This is a genomic window from Clavibacter rahimiani, assembly GCF_052654495.1.
Genome location: NZ_CP199790.1, coordinates 2,799,193 through 2,820,779, shown reverse-complemented (window position 1 = coordinate 2,820,779; position 21,587 = coordinate 2,799,193). Strand labels below are relative to the sequence as shown.

Genomic DNA, 21,587 nt, shown 5'->3' with positions numbered 1-21,587 from the left:
ACAGGGCTGCGGCACGGCGCCGCGCGGGCGGGGCGCGCCGCCGGGCCGGGCGCGCAGGGGAAGCCCTGCGCGGGCGGCTAAAGTGGTGCCCCATGTGCGGAATCGTGGGATACGTCGGTGAGTCCAAGAGCCTCGAGGTCCTCCTCGGGGGACTGCGGAGGCTGGAGTACCGGGGATACGACTCCGCGGGCGTCGCGGTGCTCGACGAGGACGGGACGCTCGGCGTCCGCAAGCGCGCCGGCAAGCTCGACCGCCTGCTCGAGGACCTCGAGGCGTCGCCGCTGCCGAACGGATCCACCGGCATCGGCCACACCCGCTGGGCCACGCACGGCGGTCCCACCGACCGCAACGCGCACCCGCACCTCGGCGACGACGGCAAGCTCGCCCTCATCCACAACGGCATCATCGAGAACTTCGCGGAGCTCAAGGACGACCTCCTCGCGGACGGCTACTCGTTCGACAGCGACACCGACACCGAGGTCGCCGCCCGCCTCCTCGGCCGCGAGTACGCCGTCACGCAGGACCTCGAGCAGGCGTTCCGCAACACGGTGAGCCGCCTCGAGGGCGCCTTCACGCTCCTCGCGGTGCACCGCGACCAGCCCGGCCTCGTGGTCGGCGCCCGCCGCAACTCCCCGCTCGTCATCGGCCTCGGCGACGGCGAGAACTTCCTCGGATCCGACGTCGCCGCGTTCGTGGAGTTCACGCGTCGCGCGGTCGCCATCGGCCAGGACCAGATGGTCGCCATCCGCCCCGACTCGGTCACCGTCACCGACTTCCACGGCGCGCCCGTCGAGACGCACGAGTTCGAGATCGCCTGGGACGCCTCCGCGTCCGAGAAGGGCGGCTGGTCGAGCTTCATGGCGAAGGAGATCAGCGAGGGCCCGGACGCCGTGGCGAACACGCTGCGCGGCCGCATCGTCGACGGCGTCGTCGTGCTGCCCGACCTCGACGCGATCGGCGAGGTCGACCTCGCCGACATCTCGCGCATCGTCATCGTCGCCTGCGGCACGGCCGCGTACTCCGGGATCCTCGGCAAGTACGCCATCGAGAAGTGGGCGCGCGTGCCCGTCGAGGTCGAGCTCGCCCACGAGTTCCGCTACCGCGACCCGGTGCTCGACGCGACCACGCTCGTCATCTCCATCAGCCAGTCCGGCGAGACCATGGACACGCTCCTCGCCGTCCGGTACGCCCGCGAGGCCGGCGCCCGCGTCCTCTCCATCTGCAACACCCAGGGCGCGACCATCCCGCGCGAGTCGGAGGCCGTCGTCTACACGCACGCGGGCCCCGAGGTCGCCGTCGCCTCGACCAAGGCGTTCGTCGCGCAGGTCGCCGCGCTGTACCTCTTCGGGCTGCACCTGGCGCGCATCCGCGGCACGCTGTCGGCCGACGAGATCGTCGCGAACACCGAGGAGCTGCTCGCGGTGCCCGAGAAGCTCGCCGCCGTCGTGGCGCAGGGCGAGAAGATCAGCCAGCTCGCCAAGTGGATGGCCGACACCCGCGCGGTGCTCTTCCTCGGCCGCAACGTCGGCTTCCCGGTCGCGCTCGAGGGCGCGCTGAAGCTCAAGGAGCTCGCCTACATCCACGCGGAGGGCTTCGCCGCGGGCGAGCTCAAGCACGGGCCCATCGCGCTCATCGAGCCCGGCCAGCCCGTCTTCGTCATCGTGCCGAGCCCCGTGCACCAGCTCGCGCTGCACAAGAAGGTCATCTCCAACATCGAGGAGATCCGCGCGCGCGGCGCCCGGGTCATCGCGATCGCCGAGCAGGGCGACGCGTTCGTGCTGCCGCACGCGGACGAGGTCATCCCGATCCCGCTCGCCGCGCCGCTGTTCGAGCCGCTGCTCGCCGTCACGCCGCTGCAGATCTTCGCCATGGAGCTCGCGGCGGCCAAGGGCCTCGACGTCGACCAGCCGCGCAACCTCGCGAAGTCCGTCACCGTCGAGTGACCGAGCGCGTGTGATCAGGGGCATCGGCGTCGACGTGGTCGACGTGGCGCGCTTCGCCCGGAGCGCCGAGCGGACGCCGGGCCTCGTGCCGCGCCTGTTCGCGCCGGCCGAGCGCACCCTGCCCGCGCGTTCGCTCGCGGCGCGGTTCGCCGCGAAGGAGGCCCTGATCAAGGCGCTCGGCGGCCCCGGGGGCATCAGCTGGCAGGACATGGAGGTCGTCCGGGATGCGCACGGCGACCCGTCGCTCGTGGTGCGCGGGGCCGTGGCGGCGGTCGCGGCCGAGCGCGGCGTGACGCGGATCCACCTGAGCATGAGCCACGACGCGGGGCTCGCGACCGCGTTCGTGGTCACCGAGGGGGAGGGCGCATGACCGACGAGGCGACCGTCCAGCTGCCCGCCGCCCTCCGCCGCGAGGCGCGCATCGACACGGGCGCCATCTCCGCCAACGTCCGCACCCTCCGGGCCGCCACGGGCGCGCCGCTCGTGATGGCGGTCGTCAAGGCCGACGGCTACGGGCACGGCGCGGTCGCCTCCGCGCGCGCGGCGCTGGCCGGCGGGGCCGATCGTCTCGGCGTGGTCGACATCCGCGAGGCGCTCGCGCTGCGGGCCGCGGGCGTCGAGGCGCCGATCCTCACCTGGATGCACGCGCCCGGCGCCGACTTCGGCACCGCCATCGCGCACGGGATCGACCTCGGCCTCAACAGCCTCCGCCAGGTGCGCGAGGCGGCGGAGGCCGCGCGCCGCGTCGGCCAGCCCGCCGACGTCCACCTCAAGGTCGACACCGGCCTCGGCCGCAACGGCGTCACGCCGGCGGAGTGGCCGGGCGTGGTCGCCGAGGTGGCCGCCCTCGTCACGGCGGGAACGATCCGCCTCGGCGGCGTCTTCAGCCACCTCGCCAACGCCGGACCGGACGAGGACGCCGCGCAGGTGCGCGCGTTCCACGCGGCCGTCGACGTGGTGCGGGCCGCGGGGCTCGAGCCCGGGATCCGCCATCTGGCCGCGACCGCCGGCGCCCTGCGCGTGCCGGAGGCCCGCCTCGACATGGTGCGCCTCGGCATCGGGATCTACGGGATCTCGCCGCTCGACGGCGTCACGTCCGCCGACCTCGGCCTCGTGCCGGCGATGACCCTCGTCGGCAGCGTCGTCGCGGTCAAGCGCGTGCCCGCCGACACCGGCGTCTCCTACGGCTACACGTACCGCACCACCCGCGCCACGACCCTCGCGCTCGTCTCGCTGGGCTTCGCCGACGGCGTGCCGCGGCTCGCGAGCAACCGCGCCCCCGTCGCGATCCACGGCGCGCGCTTCCGGGTGAGCGGCCGGATCGCGATGGACCAGTTCGTGGTCGACGTGGGCGACGGCGCGGTCGACGGCCGCCCGGTCGCGGTGGGCGACGACGCCGTCCTCTTCGGGGATCCCGCGACCGGCGCGCCCTCGGTGGAGGAGTGGGCCGAGGCGACCGGCACCATCGGCTACGAGATCGTCACGCGCGTCGCCGGCCGCGTGACCCGGAGGCACGCCCCATGACCGGTCCCGCCCACGCCGCCGACCCGGCCGCGTCCGCCTCCGCTCCCGCCGGATCCGCGGCCGCCGCACCGGCGCCCGTCGCGCCCGGCCGCCGCGCCGTCGTCGACCTCGACGCGATCCGGCACAACGTCCGCACGCTCGCCGCGCTCGCGGCACCCGCCCGCACGATGGTCGCGGTCAAGGCCGACGCCTACGGCCACGGCGCCCTGCAGGTCGCCCGCGCCGCCCTCGAGGCCGGCGCCGAGAGCCTCGCGGTGCTCGACGTCGCGTCCGCGGTCGAGCTCCGCCGCGCCGGCGTCGAGGCCCGCCTCCTCGCCTGGCTGCACGGCGTCGACACCGACTTCCGCACGGCCGTCGAGGAGGGCATCGACCTCGGGGTCTCGGCGCTGTGGGAGCTGGAGCGCATCGCCGCCGCGGGCCGGGCCACGGGGATCCGCGCCCGCGTGCACCTCAAGGCCGACACGGGCCTCAGCCGCAACGGCGCGACCCCGGAGATGTGGCCGGATCTCGTGCGCGCCGCGGTCGCCGCCGACGCCGCGGGGGAGCTGACCCTGCACGCGCTCTGGTCGCACCTCGCCGACGCCTCGCCCGAGGACGACGACGCCGCGCTCGCCCGCTTCCACGAGGCCGTCCGCGTGGCCGAGGAGCTGGGCGCGCGTCCGGTCGAGAAGCACCTCGCCGCGAGCTCGGCGGGGATCCGCCTGCCCGCCGCGCGCTTCGACATGGTGCGCTTCGGCATCGCCGTCTACGGCATCTCCCCGTTCGACGACCGCTCCGGCCGCGACCTCGGGCTCGTCCCCGCCATGACGCTCGAGGCCGACGTCGTCTCGGTGAAGCGCGTCGCGGCGGGGCACGGCGTCTCGTACGGCCTCGACCACCGCACGGCCGGTCCGTCGACGCTCGCGCTCGTGCCGCTGGGCTACGCCGACGGGATCCCGCGCATCGCCGGCCCCCGCGCCTCCGTGCTGCTGAACGGCCGCCGCTTCCCGGTCGCCGGCCGCATCGCCATGGACCAGCTCGTGCTCGACGTCGGCGACCTGCCCGTCGAGGTCGGCGACACCGCCGTGATCCTCGGGCCGGGCGACCGCGGCGAGCCCACCGCGGAGGAGTGGGCCGGCTGGGCCGAGACGATCGGCGACGAGATCGTCACGCGCGTGGGACCGCGGGTCGACCGGATCCACCTGCACGAGCACGCGATCGCCGACGAGGCCGCCGCCGCCGAGGCCGCCGCCGCCGACGAGGTCCTCTCCGACGAGCTCGTCCCCGTCGCCACCACCGACGACATGGAGGCGCTCGGCCGCGCCTTCGCCCGCGAGCTCGGCGCGGGCGACCTCGTCGTGCTCTCCGGCCCGCTCGGCGCCGGCAAGACCACGTTCACGCGCGGGCTCGGCGACGGCCTCGGCGTCCGCGGACCCGTCACGAGCCCCACCTTCGTGCTCGCGCGCACCCACCCGAGCCTCGTCGACGGCCCGCCGCTCGTGCACGTCGACGCGTACCGGCTCGCCGACGCCCGCGAGCTCGACGACCTCGACATCGACTTCGCCCGGTCCGTCGTCGTCGTCGAGTGGGGCCAGGGCAAGCTCGACGGCGTCGCGGACGAGTGGTGGGACCTCGCCATCGCTCGGCCGACGGGCGCGGGGGACGCGGATCCGGAGCCCGGCGACGAGGCCGACGACCCCGCGGATCCGGACGCCGCCCCCGAGGAGCCCCGCGCGGTCCGCGTCCGCCGCCTCCGCGCGCGCCCCCGCGCCTAGACTCGTCCAGTGCTCCTCGCGATCGACACCTCCGCCGGCACGGGCGTCGCCGTCATCGACCCCGACGGCCGCGTCCTCGCGGAGCGCCAGGAGGCCGACACGATGCGGCACGCCGAGGTCATCGGCACGCTCCTCGAGGAGTGCCTCACCGCGTCCGGCGTCGAGCGCTGCGACATCCGCGCCGTCGTCGCGGGCATGGGCCCCGGCCCGTTCACCGGCCTCCGCGTCGGCATCGCGGCGGCCCGGGTCCTCGCGACCGGCCTCGACGTCCGGGTGATCCCCGTGGTCAGCCACGACGCCCTGGCCCACGACCACTACGCGGCGGGCGGCACCGGATCCCTGGTGGTCGTCACCGACGCGCGCCGCCGCGAGCTGTACTGGTCCGTGTACCGCGCCCCCGAGCCGGGCGGCGTCGCCGAGCGCACGGCCGGCCCCGGCCTCAGCAGACCGGACGACGTGCCACCCGCCGACCACCGCCTCGACGCCACCGCCGTCCGCGCGGCCTCCCTCGCGCAGGTCGCCCGCCGCATGGACGAGCTCGACCTCCCGTTCGCGGCCGACGAGGCGCTGTACCTCCGCTCGCCCGACGTCACCGTGTCCGCCGGACCGAAGCGGGTGACGGCGTGAGCGTCCTGTTCCGCCCGGCGGAGCTCGACGACCTCGGGCCGCTCATGCACCTGGAGACGACCACGTTCGTCAGCGACGCCTGGTCGCCCGACGCCATGCGCGGCGAGCTCACGACCCGTCACGGCTGGTACGTCGTCGCGGTCGACGAGGCCGACGGCCGGATCCTCGGCTACGCCGGCCTCTCCTGCCCGCGCGGGGCGCACACCGCCGACGTGCAGACCATCGCGGTCGCCGACGGGAGCCGGGGCCGCGGCATCGGCCGGGCCCTCCTCACGCGGCTCGTCGCGGAGGCGCACGCCCGCGGCGCCCGGGAGGTGCTGCTCGAGGTCCGCGACGACAACCCGGTGGCGCAGGCCCTGTACTCCTCGCTCGGCTTCGAGGCCATCGCGGTCCGCCCGCACTACTACCAGCCGGACGACGTCGACGCCGTGGTGATGCGCGTCGCCCTGGGGGAGGCGCCGCCCGAGGTCGTCGACCCGCGCGACGCACCGCGCCCGGTCGGCCCCGCGGACGTCGACCCGGACCCCGACGCTCCGGAGCGCGCGGACGCGGACGCCGGCCCCCTCGTCCTCGGGATCGAGACCTCCTGCGACGAGACCGGCATCGGCATCGTCCGCGGCCAGACGCTCCTCGCCAACGTGATTTCCAGCTCCATGGAGGAGCACGCGCGCTACGGGGGCGTCGTGCCCGAGGTCGCCGCCCGCGCGCACCTCGAGGCCCTGACCCCCGCCATCGACGCCGCGCTCGCCGAGGCCGGCGTCGCCCTCCGTGACCTCGACGCCGTGGCCGTCACCGCGGGCCCCGGCCTCTCCGGCGCGCTCATGGTGGGCGTCGGCGCGGCCAAGGCGCTCGCCGTGGCCCTCGACGTCCCGCTGCACGGCGTGAACCACCTCGTGGGGCACGTCGGGGCGGACCTCCTCAGCGTCGACGGCGGTCCCGGCCGCCCGCTCGAGACCCCGAGCATCGCGCTCCTCGTCTCCGGCGGCCACACCTCCCTGCTGCTCGTGCGCGACCTCGTCGACGACGTCGAGCTCCTCGGCGAGACCATCGACGACGCCGCGGGCGAGGCCTTCGACAAGGTCGCGCGCGTGCTCGGCCTGCCGTACCCCGGCGGCCCGCACATCGACCGGGTCGCGGCCGGCGGCGACCCGAAGGCGATCCGCTTCCCCCGCGGCCTCAGCCTCTCGAAGGACATGGAGCGCCACCGCTACGACTTCTCCTTCTCCGGCCTCAAGACCGCGGTCGCCCGCTGGGTGGAGAAGCGTCAGGACGCCGGCGAGCCCGTCCCCGTGGCGGACGTCGCCGCGAGCTTCCGCGAGGCCGTCGTCGACGTGCTGCTCACCAAGGCCGTCGCCGCGTGCGTCGACCACGGCGTGCCGCGCCTCCTGCTCGGCGGCGGCGTCGTCGCGAACGCGCGGGTGCGCGAGCTCGCCGCGGAGCGGTGCGCGGCCGCGGGCATCGAGCTGCGGATCCCGCCCCTGTCGCTCTGCACGGACAACGGCGCGATGATCGCGGCGCTCGGCGCCCGCCTCATCGTGTCCGGCCGTGCGCCGTCGGGCCTCGCGTTCGGCGCCGACTCGACCCTGCCGGTCACCGTCGTCCAGGTCTGACCGCCCCCGTCCCCGCGTCGCCGCGGGCGGGACCCCCGTCCGGGGCATTTCCGCGTGCCGCTGAATCCGGGCCCCGCATCACGGTATGTTCCCAGGGACGAAAGGAACGACAATGACCGATCCGCAGAATCCGGACCGCTCCGCCAACGACTTCCCGCCCGCTCCCGGCCAGCCGTCCTACCCGGCGGCGCCCGCTGCCGGATCCGGCTCGCCCTACGCGGCGCCGTACCAGCCCGGCCAGGGCGGTGCCCCGGCCTCCAAGGGCCTCAGCATCACGTCCATGGTGCTCGGCATCGTGTCCGTGGTCACGATCCTCTTCTGGTTCCTCTCGGCGCCCCTGGGCATCGCGGCCATCGTCACGGGCATCCTCGGCAAGAAGCGCAACCCCGACGCGAAGGGCTTCTGGCTGACCGGCATCATCACCGGCATCGTCGGCCTCGTGCTCGCCGTCGGCCTCGCGATCCTCGGCTTCATCGCCCTGGCCGCGCTGCAGGAGCAGGGCTACACCGCTCCGTAGCACGCACCACCCGCACGCCACGACGCGGCCGTCCCCTCGGGGCGGCCGCGTCGTCGTGTCCCGGCCCGTCGGCGGAGCGGCCTCAGCCCGCGTCGACCCCGTGCCGGTCCGCGAGGATCGCGACCCGCCGGCCGCCCACGCGCGTCGCGATGAGCGTCGCCGACGCGTCGCCCTTCAGCTGCAGCCGCGTGCGCAGCCGCGCCGGGTCGACGTCGACCCCGCGCTTCTTGATCTCGAGCGTCCCTATCCCGCGCGCCCGCAGCTCGCGCTTCAGCCGCTGCTCGTCGAGCGGCAGCACCTCGCGCACGCGGAACCCGCGCGCGAAGGGCGTCGCCTGCTCTCGGTCGGACGTGATCCACGCGATGCCCGCGCCGACCATGTGCCCGTCGAGCGACCGGGCCACGTCGCCGATGAGCCGCGCGCGGATCACCGCGCCGTCCGGCTCGTACAGGTGCGCGCCGAGCTCGCCGAGCTCCGCGTCCTCGCTGTCGGCGGCCGAGGTGAGCTCCGCCTGCGACCCGCCCGCGATCACGAGCGCCGCCCGCCGCACGCCGTCGCGCCGCGTCGGCCCGAACCACAGGCCCATCTCCACCGCCTGCCCGTCGACGGAGACCCACTGCGCCTCGGCCTCCTCGGGGATGAGGTCGCGGTCGAGCCCCGGCCCGAGCTTGATCCCGGCGGCCCGCCCCGCCGCGAGCGCGAACGCGGCGGAGAGGGTGGGGGAGTAGGCGTCCGGATCCGAGATGCGCCGGGTGGAGGAGTGCCCGTCCGTGCGGCGCGCCGGGTCGAGGTACACGCCGTCGACGCGGCCGGCGTCGAACGCCTCGGCCGTGCCCTGCTCGACCTCGGCCTCGGGGAACGGCGCGAGGTTCCAGCCGGCGACCGCCGCCGTCACCTCGTCGCGCTCGACCGCCGTGACGCGGATCCCGATGGCCGCCATCGCCATCGCGTCCCCGCCGATCCCGCAGCCGAGGTCGGCGACGTGCGCGACGCCGGCCTGCTGGAACCGGCCCGCGTGCTGCGCCGCGACGGCCAGCCGGGTCGCCTGCTCGAGCCCCGCCTCGGTGAAGAGCATGCGCTCGGCGAAGTCGCCGAACTTGACGCGAGCCCGGGCCCGCAGGCGGGCCTGCGTGAGCACGGCGCTGACGCGGGCGGGCGAGTGCCCCTCGGCCCGCAGCGCGCTGACGATCCGGACCATGTCGTCACCCGGCCGGGGCTCGGGGAGGGAGTCGAGCAGGCGGAGCCCCTCGAGCGAGAGCACCTCGCGGAGGTCGGTCTGATCCATCCGCCCACCGTACCGGGGCCGCTCCCCACGGATTGGCACTCGCGTTGCACGAGTGCAAGCCCAGCCCGTAGAATCTCACCTGGCACTCTCCCCCGGGGATTGCCAATCAGTCTTGTCCCGTATGTGAGAAGGAAGAGGTCAACCGTGTCGGTCTCCATCAAGCCGCTCGAGGATCGCATCGTCATCCAGCAGGTCGAAGCCGAGCAGACCACCGCGTCTGGTCTGGTCATCCCCGACACCGCCAAGGAGAAGCCCCAGGAGGGCGAGGTCGTGGCCGTGGGCCCCGGTCGCATCGACGACAACGGCAACCGCGTCCCGCTCGACGTCGCCGTGGGCGACAAGGTCATCTACTCCAAGTACGGCGGAACCGAGGTCAAGTACGACGGCCAGGACCTCCTCGTCCTCTCCGCGCGCGACGTGCTCGCCGTCATCGAGCGCTGACGCTCCGCACACCGCGACACCGCACCACAGCACCACCCGGGAGCCCGGCCGACACGTTCGGCCGGGCTCTCGCGCGTCACGGGGTCGCCGCGTGGCCGGGCCGCGGTCGCCCCGGCGCTAGCCTCGTCGAGTGACGCGCCCCGCCTCGGAGTCCTCGACCCGCACCGGCCTCCTCGCTGCCGTCGGCGCCTACGGGCTGTGGGGCGTCCTCCCCGTCTACTTCCTGCTGCTCGCGCCCGCGGGGGCCCTCGAGATCGTCGCCTGGCGGATCCTCTTCTCGCTCGTGGTCTGCGCCCTCGTCATCACGGCTGCCCGGCGCTGGTCGCACGTGCTCGCGATCGTGCGGCGGCCGAGGCTCCTGTTCGGCCTCGCCCTGGCGGGCCACCTGATCCTCGTGAACTGGACCGTCTACGTCTACGGCACGCTCTCCGGCCACGTCGTCGAGACCGCGCTCGGCTACTTCATCAACCCGATCGTCACGGTGCTGCTCGGCGTGATCCTCCTGCGCGAGCGCCTGCGCCCCCTGCAGTGGAGCGCGGTGGCGCTGTCCGCGATCGCGGTGGCCGTCATCGCGATCGGCTACGGCCAGCTGCCGTGGGTCTCGCTCGCGCTCGCCGGGTCCTTCGGCCTGTACGGCCTCGTGAAGAAGCGCGTGAGCGGCGGGGCGGACGCGCTGTCCGGCCTCGCGATCGAGACCGCGTGGCTGGTGCCCGCGTCCACGACCATGCTCGTGATCACCGGCGCGGGCGCGGGGCTCACCCTCGGTCAGGTCTCGCTCGGGCACACGCTCCTGCTCGTCAGCACGGGGGTCGTGACCGCGGGGCCGCTCCTCCTCTTCGGCTTCGCGGCCGGGCGCCTGCCGCTGTCCGTGATCGGCCTCACCCAGTACCTGGCCCCGCTGCTGCAGTTCGCGTTCGGGGTGTTCGTGATGCACGAGGCGATGCCGCCCGAGCGCTGGGCCGGCTTCGCGATCGTCTGGGCGGCGCTCGTGCTGCTCACGGTCGACATGCTCCGCGCGTCCCGCCGCACCATCCCGGTCGCCGAGCGCGCACAGAGGGAAACGCCGGTCGCCGAGGGCATCTGATTCGGATCCCGTCGCGCATTCGCCGGATGGTAACGATCAGGTCGCGTTACACGCTGGAAATGCCGATGCATTGTGTCCGTCTCATCCGCACCCTAGGGTCGCACCAGGCGAGGCGCGCATTCGCGTGCCTCATGCACCACATTCCCGAGCATCACCACACACATCCATAAGGAGCACCATGAGCGCATTCGGCAGGGCTTCGGCCTCCCGCTCACGATCCGCCCGCACCGCCCTCAGCGCCGTCACCGTCGCGGTGGCCGGCGCCCTCGTCCTTGCCGGCTGCTCCAGCAGCAGCGGCGGGAGCGACGGGGGCGCGACGGCCGATGGCGGCCTCGAGCTGAAGATCGGCACGATCCTCCCCCAGACCGGCTCGCTGGCCGTCCTCGGCCCGCCCGAGTTCGCCGGCGTCCACCTCGCCGAGCAGGAGATCAACGACGCGAAGGCCGGCATCACGGTCAGCGTCACCGACAAGGACTCGGGCGACACCACCACCGACATCGCGAGCCAGTCGGCCACGTCGCTCATCGCGGACGGCAACAGCGCCATCCTCGGTGCCGCGTCCTCCGGCGTCTCGAAGACCTTCATCGACCAGGTCACGCAGGCCGGCGTCGTGCAGCTGTCGCCGGCGAACACGTCGCCCGACTTCACGACCTACGAGGACGACGGCTACTACTGGCGGACCGCCCCCTCGGACGTGCTCCAGGGCCGCATCCTCGGCAACAAGATCCTCCAGGACGGCAAGACCAACGTCTCGATCCTCTACATGAACGACGCGTACGGCACCGGCCTCCGCGAGAACATCAAGAAGACGCTCGAGGAGGGTGGCGCCACCATCGCCGCCGAGTCGGTGTTCGAGCCGTCCGCGACGGACTTCAACAGCGCCATCACGTCGGTGCTCGCCCCGAACCCCGACGCGCTCGTGGTCATCTCGTTCGACGAGATCAAGACGATCGCCGACCAGCTCGCGTCCAAGGGCTTCGACTTCAACAACTTCTACGGCACGGACGGCAACTACGGCGTCATCAAGGAGACCGACACCAACGTCGACATCGCGGGCGCGCAGTTCACGAACCCCGGCGTCGAGGCCAAGGAGGACTTCCAGGGTCGTCTGCAGGACATGGTCAAGGCCGATGGCGAACCCGAGCTGACCGTCTTCAGCTACGCCGCCGAGTCCTACGACGGCACGACGCTCCTCGCGCTCGCCGCCCTCCAGGGCGGTGCGACCGACGGCGCGACGCTGAAGGAGAACCTCCAGTCCGTCTCCGAGGGCGGCACCAAGTGCGAGTCCTTCGCCGATTGCGCGAAGCTCATCGCCGACGGGGAGGACGTCGACTACGACGGCATCTCCGGCCCCATCACGTGGGATGAGAACGGCGACCCGACCGAGGCGTACGTCTCCGTCTACAAGTACACCGAGGGCAACGTCCAGACCTTCTCCGAGCAGGTCTACGGCAAGCTCGACTAGCACCGCACCACGCACGGCTGAGGGCCCGGTCCGCATGGACCGGGCCCTTCGGCGTGCCCGGAGGACCCGGGGCCGGGCGGGCGACGCAGGGGGCCGCCTGCGGCGGCGGAGAGGTGCTGCCGGGTCCGCTCGGGGAGGAGCGCCGAGCGGCGACGGAGAGGGGCTCCGGGGCCGGTGCCGGGATCACGACGGCGGCCGTCACAGGTCAGGAGAGGCGATGCGGGGACGGCAGGTGATCCAGGGACGGGTGCCCTCCCGATGCCGGACGAGGGGCACGTCGAGGGCCGCTCCGGCGATCAGCCCGACCGAGAGCGGCCCGGCTCGGTGCGACGGCCGCACAGGCCCCCCCCGGCGCGTCCGTCCCCTGAGGGCACCCGCCCCGCACACGACGACGCGGCACCCCCGGAGGGATGCCGCGTCGGGTGGTGCGAGGTCCGGGATCAGGGCTGGGGCGCCGCCTTGGCCTTCTCCTGGTCGGCCGCGAGCGTGCCGAGGTACAGCTCGATGACCTTCGGGTCGTTCATGAGCTCGCGCCCCCGACCCTCGTACGCGTCCTTGCCCTGGTCGAGGACGTAGCCGCGGTCGCAGATCTGCAGGGCGCGGCGCGCGTTCTGCTCCACGATCATGACGGAGACGCCCGCGCGGTTGATCTGCGCGACGTTGATGAACGTCTCGTCCTGGCGCACGGGGGACAGGCCGGCGCTCGGCTCGTCGAGGAGCAGCACCGTGGGGTCCATCATGAGCGCGCGCGACATGGCGACCATCTGGCGCTCGCCGCCCGAGAGGGATCCGGCGCGCTGCTTGAGCCGCTTGCCGAGCTCCGGGAACAGGTCGGTGACGAACGCCAGCCGCTCCTTGTACAGCTTGGGCTTCTGGTAGACGCCCATCTGGAGGTTCTCGTCGATGGTGAGCGTGGGGAACACGTTGTTGTTCTGCGGCACCATGCCGACGCCGCGCGACACCAGCTTGTCGGCCTTCAGTCCGGTGATGTCCTGGCCGTTCAGCTCGATGCTGCCGCCGCGCACGTTGACCTGCCCGAAGATCGCCTTCAGGAGCGTGGACTTGCCCGCGCCGTTCGGGCCGATGATGCCCACGAGCTCGCCCTTGTCGACGTGCACGTTGCACCCGTTGAGGATGTTGACGCCGGGCAGGTAGCCCGCGTGGAGGTCGGTGGTCTGGAGGACCCGCTCTACCGTCACTTCTCTGCCGCTTCCTTCTCGATCTCGTCCTTGACGAGGTCGGACTCCATGTCCTTCGCCACCTCGCGCTGGCCCGTGAGGGTGCCGAGGTCGGTGTCGTGGTGGGCGCCGAGGTAGGCGTCGATGACGGCCGGGTCGCTCATGACCGTCGAGGGCGGGCCCTCGGCGACGATGCGGCCCTCGGCCATGACGACCACCCAGTCGGCGATCTCGTTGACCATGTGCATGTCGTGCTCGACGAACAGCACGGTCATGCCCTCGGTCTTGAGGTCGAGGATGTGGTGCAGCAGCGACTGCGTCAGCGCGGGGTTGACCCCGGCCATCGGCTCGTCGAGCATCACGAGGTCGGGCTTCGTCATGAGCGCCCGCGCCATCTCGAGGAGCTTCCGCTGGCCGCCGGAGAGGCTGGCCGCATAGTCCTCCTCCTTGGCGTCGAGCTTGAACTTCTTGAGGAGCCCGCGGGCGCGCTCCGTGATCTCGTCCTCCTTCTTGCTCCAGAGGGGGCGGATCAGCGCGGAGAAGAAGTTCTCGCCGCCCTGGCCGGTGGCGCCGAGGCGCATGTTCTCCAGCACCGTCATCCCGCCGAGGGCCTTCGTGAGCTGGAACGTGCGCACCATGCCGAGGCGGGCGACGCGGAACGCGCTCATCCCGGCGAGGTTGCGGCCCGAGAACTCCCACTTGCCGCTGTTCGGCTTGTCGAAGCCGGTCAGCAGGTTGAAGAACGTGGTCTTGCCGGCGCCGTTCGGCCCGATGAGGGCCGTGATGGAGCCGCGGGGGATCTCGAGGTGGTCGACGTCGACCGCCTTCAGGCCGCCGAACTGCCGGCTGACGCCGTGGGCGACGATGATGGGGTCCTTCTTGGCGCAGCCCGGACCGGCGTCGCCGTCGAGGATAGCCGAGACCGGGGTCTTGTCAGGCAAAGTGCGTCTCCTTCTTCTTCCCGAAGATGCCCTGTGGTCGGAAGATCACGAGCAGCATGAGCGCGACGCCCACGATGATGAAGCGGATCGGGCCCTGCTGGGTGCTCGAGATGGGCAGCCACTCGTTCGTGACCGCGAGGCTGAGCAGGCCGTCCGAGAGCGACAGCGTGACCCAGAAGATGATCGAGCCGATGACGGGGCCGAAGATCGTGGCGGCACCGCCGAGCAGCATGATCGTGTAGAGGAAGAACGTGAGCTGCGTGCCGTAGTTGTCGGGCTGCAGCGACCTCGGGAGGATGAAGACCACGCCCGCGAGCCCGCCGAACACGCCGCCGAGCACGAGCGCCTGCATCTTGTAGGAGTACACGTTCTTGCCGAGCGCGCGGACCGCGTCCTCGTCCTCGCGCACGCCCTTCAGCACGCGGCCCCAGGGGCTGCGCATGAGGAGGAACACGAGGAGGCAGGCGATGCCGACGAGGCCCCAGCCGACGATGCGGATCCACCACTGGTCGGCGGAGTAGGTGAGCACCCCGGCGCCGAAGCGGCCCTCGGGCAGCGGGTTGAGGTCGTTGAACCCGGCCGCCGCGCCGTTGATGCCCTCGGAGCCGCCCGTGACGCTCGAGAACTCCGGCGTCTTGACGCTCAACCGGATGATCTCCGCCGCCGCGATCGTCACGATGCTCAGGTAGTCGGCCCGCAACCGGAGGGTCGGGATCCCGAGGATGAGCGCGAACACGGCGCTGGCGACGATCGCCGCGAGGAGGGACGCCCAGACGGCCCAGTCGTACATGACCGCCGTGATGGCGAACGCGTACCCGCCGATGGCCATGAAGCCGGCCTGGCCGAAGTTGAGCAGGCCCGTGAACCCGAAGTGGATCACGAGGCCGACGGTCGCGAGCGCGTACGCCGCGGTGGTCGGCGAGAAGATCTCGCCGATCGCCAGGAAGATGAAGTTGGAGTTCATGCGCGGCTAACCGATCCGATCTTTCCGACCCAGGATGCCCTGGGGCCTGACGAGCAGGATGACGATCATGACCACGAGAGCGGCCACGTACTTCATGTTCTCGGGCAGGACCATGGTGCTGACGTTGATGAACACGCCGATCACGATCGAGCCGATGAGCGCACCGAACGCGGTGCCCAGGCCGCCGAGGACGACAGCCGAGAAGACGAGCAGCAGGATGGACGCCCCCGTGTCCCACCGCAGCGACTGGTAGTAGGCGATGAAGACGCCCGACAGCGCGGCGAGGGCCGCGCCGCCGATCCACACGACCCGGATCACGCCCTCGACGTCGATGCCGGACGCGGCCGCTAGCGAGCGGTTGTCGGAGACGGCGCGGGTGGCCTTGCCGATCTTCGTGTAGAGCAGCACGTACGCGACCGCCAGGAGCAGCACGATCGAGACGACCGCGCCGGCGACGTCGGTGAACTTGAGGCTCACCGGCCCGACGACCAGGAACGGCGCCGGGCTGTTGGGGAGCGTCAGGCGGTCCGCGCCGAAGATGAACTGGAACAGGTAGCGGAGGGCGAGCGACAGGCCGATGGTGACGATCATCAGCGGCACGAGGCCGAGGCTCCGCTTCCGGAGGGGCTTCCAGATCGCCGCGTCCTGCGCGTAGCCGAACGCGCCGCCGAGGACCACCGTGATCAGGATCGCGAGCACCGGGTTGAGGCCGAGCACGTTGCTGAAGAGGTACGCCATCAGCGCGCCGAAGGTCACCAGCTCGCCGTGGGCGAAGTTGTTGAGGCCGGTGGTGCCGTAGATGAGGGAGAGGCCGATGGCGGCGAGGGCGAGGAGGAGGCCGAAGATGAGGCCCGTCACCACCTTGGGCCAGAAGATCTTCCAGAAGTTGTTGCCCGTCACGGGCTCCGCGGTACCCGAGACCGCGCCGGTCTCGGTGTCCGGGGCGGCGGTCTCGCCGCCCGACGGCGTCCCCGCGTCGGTGCTCGGCGTGGGGCTCGCACCGACAGCACCGCCCGCGGCGCCGTCGGGGGAGAGGAAGAAGAAGGCCGGCACGTTCTTGTTGCCGGCTGCGACGTCGATCTCGCGGGGGCTCGAGCCCGCGCGGGGGACGCCGGCGCCCTCGGGGATGGTCGACTCGTCAACCTGCACCGTGTAGGAGCCCGGCGCGCTGAGGCCGACCTCGGCCTTGCCGTCCGCGCCGGTCGTGCCGGTGGCGTCGACGCCGCCGCCCGAGACCGTGACGGTGACCCCGGCGATGCCGGTCTTGTCGGCGTCCGCCCGGACCCACACGAGCAGCGACTGCTCGGCGGCGGCCGGGTCGACCGCCTGCGGCGCCGCGCGTGGATCCGCGTGGGCGTCCGACGGGGACGAGAGGAGAAGTGCGGTGCAGGCGAACGCCACCGCGAGAATCAGGGCCCACAAGCGCTGCGCGCGTGCTCCGGCCGAACCAGTGGCTATCACTAGACCTCCATAGGGGGAGCCGGCGGATGGTGAGTTCCGCGCAGGCGCCGCGACTACCGTCAGGACGACGTTGGTTGACAGTACGTGCTGATTATGTCCTGGATGTTTCGGGCCCGGGCCGCGTGGCGACGTGCGACGCCGGGAATAGCGCGCGACGGCGACCGTTAACATCGACACACCGGTTGCCGACGCGGTCCCCCGGCTCCACCATCCGCCTCTCATCGTCCCCTGGAGGGAACTTGGATCAGTCCGACCCGTTCGGCGTCATCGGCCTCACCTACGACGACGTCATGCTCCTGCCGGGGCACACCGACGTCATCCCGAGCGAGGCGGACACCACCTCCCGCCTGACGCGCAACATCAGCGTCGTCGCTCCCCTCCTCTCCTCCGCGATGGACACCGTCACCGAGGCGCGCATGGCGATCGCGATGGCCCGCCAGGGCGGGCTCGGCGTCATCCACCGCAACCTCTCCATCGAGGACCAGGCCGCCTTCGTCGACAAGGTGAAGCGCAGCGAGTCCGGCATGATCACGAACCCGGTCACCACGCGCCCCGACGCCACGGTCGCCGAGGTGGACGCCCTCTGCGGCCAGTTCCGCGTCTCCGGCCTCCCGGTCGTCGAGTCGGACGGCACGCTCGTCGGCATCATCACGAACCGCGACATGCGCTTCGTCTCGCCCGTGCAGGCGGCCACGACGCTCGTCCGCGACGTCATGACGCGCACCCCGCTCATCACCGGCCAGGTCGGCATCGACCCGGACCACGCCATCGCGATCTTCGCGGAGCACAAGATCGAGAAGCTGCCGCTGGTGGACGACGCGGGCAAGCTGCGCGGCCTCATCACCGTCAAGGACTTCGACAAGTCCGAGCAGTACCCGGACGCCACGAAGGACGCCGAGGGGCGCCTCCGCGTCGGCGCGGCCATCGGCTTCTTCGGCGACGCCTGGCAGCGCGCGCTCGCGCTCGTCGACGCCGGCGTGGACGTGCTCGTGGTCGACACCGCGAACGGCGACAGCAAGGGCGTGCTCGACATCATCCGCCGCCTGAAGACCGACCCGGCCACGTCGCACGTCGACGTGATCGGCGGCAACGTCGCGACCCGCTCGGGTGCGCAGGCGCTCATCGACGCCGGCGCGGACGCCATCAAGGTCGGCGTCGGACCCGGATCCATCTGCACCACGCGCGTGGTCGCCGGCGTCGGCGTCCCGCAGGTGACCGCGGTCTACGAGGCGTCGCTCGCGGCGCGCGCGGCGGGCATCCCCGTCATCGCGGACGGCGGCCTCCAGTACTCGGGCGACATCGCCAAGGCGCTCGTCGCCGGCGCGGACACGGTCATGCTCGGCAGCCTGCTCGCGGGCTGCGACGAGAGCCCCGGCGACCTCATGTTCGTCGGCGGCAAGCAGTTCAAGAGCTACCGGGGCATGGGCTCGCTCGGCGCGCTGCAGACGCGCGGCACGAAGACGTCCTACTCCAAGGACCGCTACTACCAGGCGGACGTGCCGAGCGACGACAAGCTCATCCCCGAGGGCATCGAGGGCCAGGTGCCCTACCGCGGGTCCCTCGCCAACGTCGTGTACCAGCTCACGGGCGGACTGCGGCAGTCGATGTTCTACGTCGGCGCGCGCACGATCGGCGAGCTCAAGGACCGCGGGCGCTTCGTGCGGATCACCGCGGCGGGGCTCAAGGAGTCGCACCCGCACGACGTGCAGATGGTGGTCGAGGCGCCCAACTACCGGCGCTGAGGCGAGGAGCCGCGCGATCCGCGCGGCGATGACGAGGGGCCGGTGCGCATCGCACCGGCCCCTCGCGCGTGCGGGCGCTCCCTCACAGGGCGCGCTGGGCGCGGGGTGTCCGGCGGGTCGCGGTGCGTCCCGTCCCGGGGCGGTCGCCGACGCGACACTGCCCGCATGCCGTCGTCCCTGCGTCCCGTGCCCGCCCCCGCTCCCGCCCCCGCTCCTGCTGCTCCTGCGACGGATCCCGCGCTCGGGCCGCCCGGGGTGGTGCTGATCCTCTCGGGGGCGCCGCCCGCGTCCCCGGCGTCGTGCCTCGGCTGCTTCGGCTGCTCCGGCGAGGAGGAGCGCGCGGACGCCGGGACCGTCGCCCGGGCGGAGGCGCGGGGCGCGCTCGTCCGGCTGCGCGCCGGGGTGCACGTGGATCGCGCCGCGTGGGAGGCGGTGTCGGCGCGCGAGCGGCACCTGCTGCGGATCCGCGCGCTCGCCCGGGTCTCCGCGGCGCCGATCGTGCTCGGCGGGGCGTCCGCGGCGGCCGTGCACGCGCTCCCGCGCCTCACGCCGTGGCCGTCCCTCGTCACGCTGCTCGAGGTGCCGGGGATGCCGGCGGGCCGTCCGGCGGGCACGCGGATCGCCCGTGATCCCGCGCGGGGGCGCTCGCCGCTCGTGCGGGTCGCGGAGGCCGTGCGTCTGCCGGGGCTCGCGGCGACGGCGCTCGCCGCGTCGCACGAGGCGGCGATGGCGGCGGTGCGGGACGCCGCGCCGCACGGTCCGGGCTGGCTCGCCCACGGGCTGGTCGCGCTCGACCACGCGCTCGGACCGGCGCGCGCCTCGCCGGCGACGCGCGTGGACCTCGAGGCGGAGCGGGCGCTGCGCGGTCCCGGGCCGTGGAGCCGGCGGGCGGAGCTGCTCGTGGAGGCGGCGGAGGGCGCGTCCCGCTGCCCCGTCGAGTCGGTCGCCCGCGGCGTCGCCCGGGAGGCGGGGCTCGCGCATCCGGACGTCGGGGTGCGTGTGCCCGGTCACGGCCGGCTCGCGCTCGCCTGGCCGCGCGAGCGGGTCGGTCTGCGGGTCGCGGGGGCGGCGGCGCGCGGCGGCGACCGGCCGGATCCCTCCGCCGGGGAGGCGCAGGAGCGCGGTCGGTGGCGCGTCGTCGTGGCGGCGGAGCGCGACGTCCTGGCCCCGGGCCGCCTGCGGGCGCTCCTGCTCCATGCGGGTCTCGAGCCCGAGCGCCGGTCCGCGCACGCACGACCGGCGGCGCGGCCGGATCCGGGCGGCGGCCGGTCGCGCAGGAGCTCGCCGCTAGGCTGTGCGGGTGAGTGATGTAGAGATCGGCCGCGCCAAGCGCGCCCGCCGCGTGTACGCGTTCGACGACATCGCCATCGTCCCGTCCCGTCGCACGCGCGACCCCCAGGACGTGTCGGTCTCGTGGTCGATCGACGCGTATCAGTTCGAGATCCCGTTCCTCGCGGCGCCCATGGACTCCGTGGTCTCCCCGGCCACGGCGATCGCCATGGGCCGTCTCGGCGGCGTCGGCGTCCTCGACCTCGAGGGCCTCTGGACCCGGTACGAGAACCCCGAGCGCCTGCTCGAGGAGATCCGCTCGCTGCCGCCCGAGTCGGCGACCGCGCGCATGCAGCAGATCTACGCCGAGCCGATCAAGCCGGAGCTCATCACGGCGCGCATCGCCGAGATCCGCGCGGCCGGCGTCGTCGTCGCCGCGGCCCTCTCCCCGCAGCGCACGGCCGACCACTACGAGACCGTGGTCGCGGCCGGCATCGACCTCTTCGTCATCCGCGGCACCACCGTCTCCGCCGAGCACGTCTCCAAGGGCGCGGCGCCCCTCAATCTCAAGGAGTTCATCTACGAGCTCGACGTCCCCGTCATCGTGGGCGGCGCGGCCACCTACACGGCGGCCCTGCACCTCATGCGCACGGGCGCGGCGGGCGTGCTCGTCGGCTTCGGCGGGGGAGCGGCGTCGACCACGCGCTCGGCCCTCGGGATCCACGCGCCCATGGCGACCGCGCTGTCGGACGTCGCGGGCGCGCGACGCGACTACATGGACGAGTCCGGCGGCCGCTACGTGCACGTCATCGCGGACGGCGGCCTCGGCAGCTCCGGCGACATCGTCAAGGCCATCGCGGTCGGCGCCGACGCCGTCATGCTGGGCTCGACGCTCGCACGCGCCACGGACGCACCCGGCCAGGGCTTCCACTGGGGCGCCGAGGCGCACCACCCCGAGCTGCCGCGCGGCCACCGCGTCCGCGTCGACCAGGTCGCGCCCCTCGAGCAGATCCTCTACGGCCCGTCGACCACGGCCGACGGCAGCTCCAACCTGGTCGGCGCCCTGCGCCGCGCCATGGCCACCACCGGCTACTCCGACCTCAAGGAGTTCCAGCGCGTCGAGGTCGTCGTCGCGCCGTACGGCAAGTAGTACGGCGGCCGCTCCGCGGGACCCGCATCGCGTCGAGCGACCGGGAACATGCGAGGCACGGCCGGCGTTGTGATCCACAGGAAGAGGGAGGTGCGCGCATGGCGGAGGTCCGTCGCGTCAAGCTGCCGGGTGTCGGCGTGCTGCACACCTTCATCACCGACGACGGGGGCAAGGTCGGCGTCATCGCCCACCGCTCCGGCCACAGCGACCTGATCACCTTCTCGGAGGAGCAGGACGGGCCCGACACGCAGAAGGTGTCGCTCCGCCTCAGCGAGGACGAGGCCCACACGCTCGCGGAGCTGCTCGGCGGCACGCGCATCACCGAGTCGCTCGACAAGCTCGACCAGATCCCGGGCCTCAGCATCGACTGGTTCACCGTCGACTACGACGACCACATCGCCGGCCAGGCGCTCGGCAACCTCGCCTCGCGCGGCGTCGTCGGCCTCACGGTCGTGGCGGTCGTGCGCGGCGACTCCGCGAACCCCGCGCCCGCCGACGACTTCACCGTCTACCCGGGCGACACGCTCGTGGTCGCCGGCTCGCCGGAGAAGGTCGCCAAGGCCTTCGCGTTCTACCGGACGGGCGAGTTCCCGCACCGTCCCGCATCCGGCTCCGCGCCGGACGGAGGGTAG

At 73.2% G+C, this 21,587-nt stretch carries 19 protein-coding genes; 14 read left to right on the top strand and 5 right to left on the bottom strand.

From position 1 onward, the window contains the following. The first annotated feature begins 92 nt into the window (after positions 1-92). From glmS to ACT7CP_RS13265, 7 genes are all read left to right on the top strand, one after another. The gene (glmS, locus tag ACT7CP_RS13295) at positions 93-1,943 is read left to right on the top strand and encodes a glutamine--fructose-6-phosphate transaminase (isomerizing) (RefSeq protein WP_413961511.1); all 1,851 of its coding nucleotides are present in this window, start codon (positions 93-95) and stop codon (positions 1,941-1,943) included. Between the two features lie 10 nt (positions 1,944-1,953). After that, a complete protein-coding gene (locus ACT7CP_RS13290; RefSeq protein WP_445442583.1) occupies positions 1,954-2,313 on the top strand; it encodes a holo-ACP synthase in 360 nt (119 codons plus the stop codon). After that, positions 2,310-3,467, top strand: a complete 1,158-nt coding sequence (alr, locus tag ACT7CP_RS13285; RefSeq protein WP_445442582.1) for an alanine racemase — start codon at positions 2,310-2,312, stop codon at positions 3,465-3,467. The genes ACT7CP_RS13290 and alr (ACT7CP_RS13285) overlap by 4 nt, the downstream gene beginning before the upstream one ends. Continuing rightward, entirely contained in the window at positions 3,464-5,221 is a 1,758-nt protein-coding gene (alr, locus tag ACT7CP_RS13280) for an alanine racemase (protein WP_445442581.1), read from the top strand. Before alr (ACT7CP_RS13285) ends, alr (ACT7CP_RS13280) begins: the two co-directional genes overlap by 4 nt. Positions 5,222-5,230: 9 nt before the next feature. Continuing rightward, positions 5,231-5,848, top strand: coding sequence for a tRNA (adenosine(37)-N6)-threonylcarbamoyltransferase complex dimerization subunit type 1 TsaB (gene tsaB, locus ACT7CP_RS13275; protein ID WP_445442580.1), 618 nt, complete (start codon positions 5,231-5,233; stop codon positions 5,846-5,848). Next, positions 5,845-7,458: a tRNA (adenosine(37)-N6)-threonylcarbamoyltransferase complex transferase subunit TsaD gene (gene tsaD, locus ACT7CP_RS13270; RefSeq protein WP_445442579.1), complete on the top strand. Its 1,614-nt coding sequence runs from the start codon at positions 5,845-5,847 to the stop codon at positions 7,456-7,458. Before tsaB ends, tsaD begins: the two co-directional genes overlap by 4 nt. A 112-nt stretch (positions 7,459-7,570) precedes the next feature. Then, a complete protein-coding gene (locus ACT7CP_RS13265) occupies positions 7,571-7,975 on the top strand; it encodes a DUF4190 domain-containing protein (RefSeq protein ID WP_413961505.1) in 405 nt (134 codons plus the stop codon). An 82-nt stretch (positions 7,976-8,057) separates the two neighbouring features. Here ACT7CP_RS13265 and ACT7CP_RS13260 read toward each other — a convergent pair whose 3' ends face one another. After that, entirely contained in the window at positions 8,058-9,260 is a 1,203-nt protein-coding gene (locus ACT7CP_RS13260) for a THUMP-like domain-containing protein (RefSeq protein ID WP_445442578.1), read from the bottom strand. A gap of 144 nt (positions 9,261-9,404) precedes the next feature. Here ACT7CP_RS13260 and groES point away from each other — a divergent pair, with 144 nt between their 5' ends. From groES to ACT7CP_RS13245, 3 genes are all read left to right on the top strand, one after another. Continuing rightward, on the top strand, positions 9,405-9,701 hold the full coding sequence (gene groES / locus ACT7CP_RS13255; protein ID WP_012039257.1) for a co-chaperone GroES: 297 nt from the start codon (positions 9,405-9,407) through the stop codon (positions 9,699-9,701). 130 nt (positions 9,702-9,831) lie between these two features. Continuing rightward, on the top strand, positions 9,832-10,785 hold the full coding sequence (gene rarD / locus ACT7CP_RS13250) for an EamA family transporter RarD (RefSeq protein ID WP_445442577.1): 954 nt from the start codon (positions 9,832-9,834) through the stop codon (positions 10,783-10,785). A 178-nt stretch (positions 10,786-10,963) separates the two neighbouring features. After that, positions 10,964-12,250 carry an ABC transporter substrate-binding protein gene (locus ACT7CP_RS13245; protein WP_445442576.1) on the top strand — a complete coding sequence of 429 codons (1,287 nt, stop codon included), beginning with the start codon at positions 10,964-10,966 and terminating at the stop codon, positions 12,248-12,250. Positions 12,251-12,690: 440 nt separating this feature from the next. Here the strand turns inward: ACT7CP_RS13245 and ACT7CP_RS13240 are convergent, their stop codons facing one another. From ACT7CP_RS13240 to ACT7CP_RS13225, 4 genes are read right to left on the bottom strand one after another with little or no spacing between them, the layout of a single operon-like run. Beyond that, positions 12,691-13,449 (bottom strand): ABC transporter ATP-binding protein, encoded by a 759-nt coding sequence (locus tag ACT7CP_RS13240; protein WP_413961501.1) that lies wholly within the window; start codon positions 13,447-13,449, stop codon positions 12,691-12,693. Next, positions 13,446-14,369, bottom strand: a complete 924-nt coding sequence (locus ACT7CP_RS13235; RefSeq protein ID WP_413961500.1) for an ABC transporter ATP-binding protein — start codon at positions 14,367-14,369, stop codon at positions 13,446-13,448. Before ACT7CP_RS13235 ends, ACT7CP_RS13240 begins: the two co-directional genes overlap by 4 nt. Continuing rightward, positions 14,362-15,333, bottom strand: a complete 972-nt coding sequence (locus ACT7CP_RS13230) for a branched-chain amino acid ABC transporter permease (protein ID WP_413961499.1) — start codon at positions 15,331-15,333, stop codon at positions 14,362-14,364. The genes ACT7CP_RS13235 and ACT7CP_RS13230 overlap by 8 nt, the downstream gene beginning before the upstream one ends. Before the next feature lie 6 nt (positions 15,334-15,339). Beyond that, a complete protein-coding gene (locus tag ACT7CP_RS13225; protein WP_445442575.1) occupies positions 15,340-16,755 on the bottom strand; it encodes an ABC transporter permease subunit in 1,416 nt (471 codons plus the stop codon). 278 nt (positions 16,756-17,033) lie between these two features. On the opposite strand from ACT7CP_RS13225, the gene guaB reads away from it, so the two are divergent. The 4 genes from guaB to ACT7CP_RS13205 all read left to right on the top strand — a co-directional run bounded on the left by guaB (position 17,034) and on the right by ACT7CP_RS13205 (position 21,587). After that, a complete protein-coding gene (gene guaB, locus ACT7CP_RS13220) occupies positions 17,034-18,536 on the top strand; it encodes an IMP dehydrogenase (RefSeq protein ID WP_413961497.1) in 1,503 nt (500 codons plus the stop codon). Between the two features lie 165 nt (positions 18,537-18,701). Beyond that, on the top strand, positions 18,702-19,844 hold the full coding sequence (locus tag ACT7CP_RS13215) for a hypothetical protein (protein WP_445442574.1): 1,143 nt from the start codon (positions 18,702-18,704) through the stop codon (positions 19,842-19,844). Next, positions 19,837-20,955, top strand: a complete 1,119-nt coding sequence (locus ACT7CP_RS13210; RefSeq protein ID WP_413961495.1) for a GuaB3 family IMP dehydrogenase-related protein — start codon at positions 19,837-19,839, stop codon at positions 20,953-20,955. Before ACT7CP_RS13215 ends, ACT7CP_RS13210 begins: the two co-directional genes overlap by 8 nt. A 98-nt stretch (positions 20,956-21,053) precedes the next feature. Then, positions 21,054-21,587 (top strand): cation:proton antiporter regulatory subunit, encoded by a 534-nt coding sequence (locus ACT7CP_RS13205; protein ID WP_307506320.1) that lies wholly within the window; start codon positions 21,054-21,056, stop codon positions 21,585-21,587.

Excerpts from the sequence above, each read along its gene's own strand:
- glmS (WP_413961511.1), top strand. The coding sequence starts at position 93 with ATGTGCGGAATCGTGGGATACGTCGGTGAGTCCAAGAGCCTCGAGGTC.
- ACT7CP_RS13245 (WP_445442576.1), top strand. The coding sequence starts at position 10,964 with ATGAGCGCATTCGGCAGGGCTTCGGCCTCCCGCTCACGATCCGCCCGC.
- ACT7CP_RS13230 (WP_413961499.1), bottom strand. The coding sequence starts at position 15,333 with ATGAACTCCAACTTCATCTTCCTGGCGATCGGCGAGATCTTCTCGCCG.
- alr (WP_445442581.1), top strand. The coding sequence starts at position 3,464 with ATGACCGGTCCCGCCCACGCCGCCGACCCGGCCGCGTCCGCCTCCGCT.
- alr (WP_445442582.1), top strand. The coding sequence starts at position 2,310 with ATGACCGACGAGGCGACCGTCCAGCTGCCCGCCGCCCTCCGCCGCGAG.
- ACT7CP_RS13265 (WP_413961505.1), top strand. The coding sequence starts at position 7,571 with ATGACCGATCCGCAGAATCCGGACCGCTCCGCCAACGACTTCCCGCCC.
- ACT7CP_RS13260 (WP_445442578.1), bottom strand. The coding sequence starts at position 9,260 with ATGGATCAGACCGACCTCCGCGAGGTGCTCTCGCTCGAGGGGCTCCGC.
- ACT7CP_RS13215 (WP_445442574.1), top strand. The coding sequence starts at position 18,702 with ATGCCGTCGTCCCTGCGTCCCGTGCCCGCCCCCGCTCCCGCCCCCGCT.
- ACT7CP_RS13205 (WP_307506320.1), top strand. The coding sequence starts at position 21,054 with ATGGCGGAGGTCCGTCGCGTCAAGCTGCCGGGTGTCGGCGTGCTGCAC.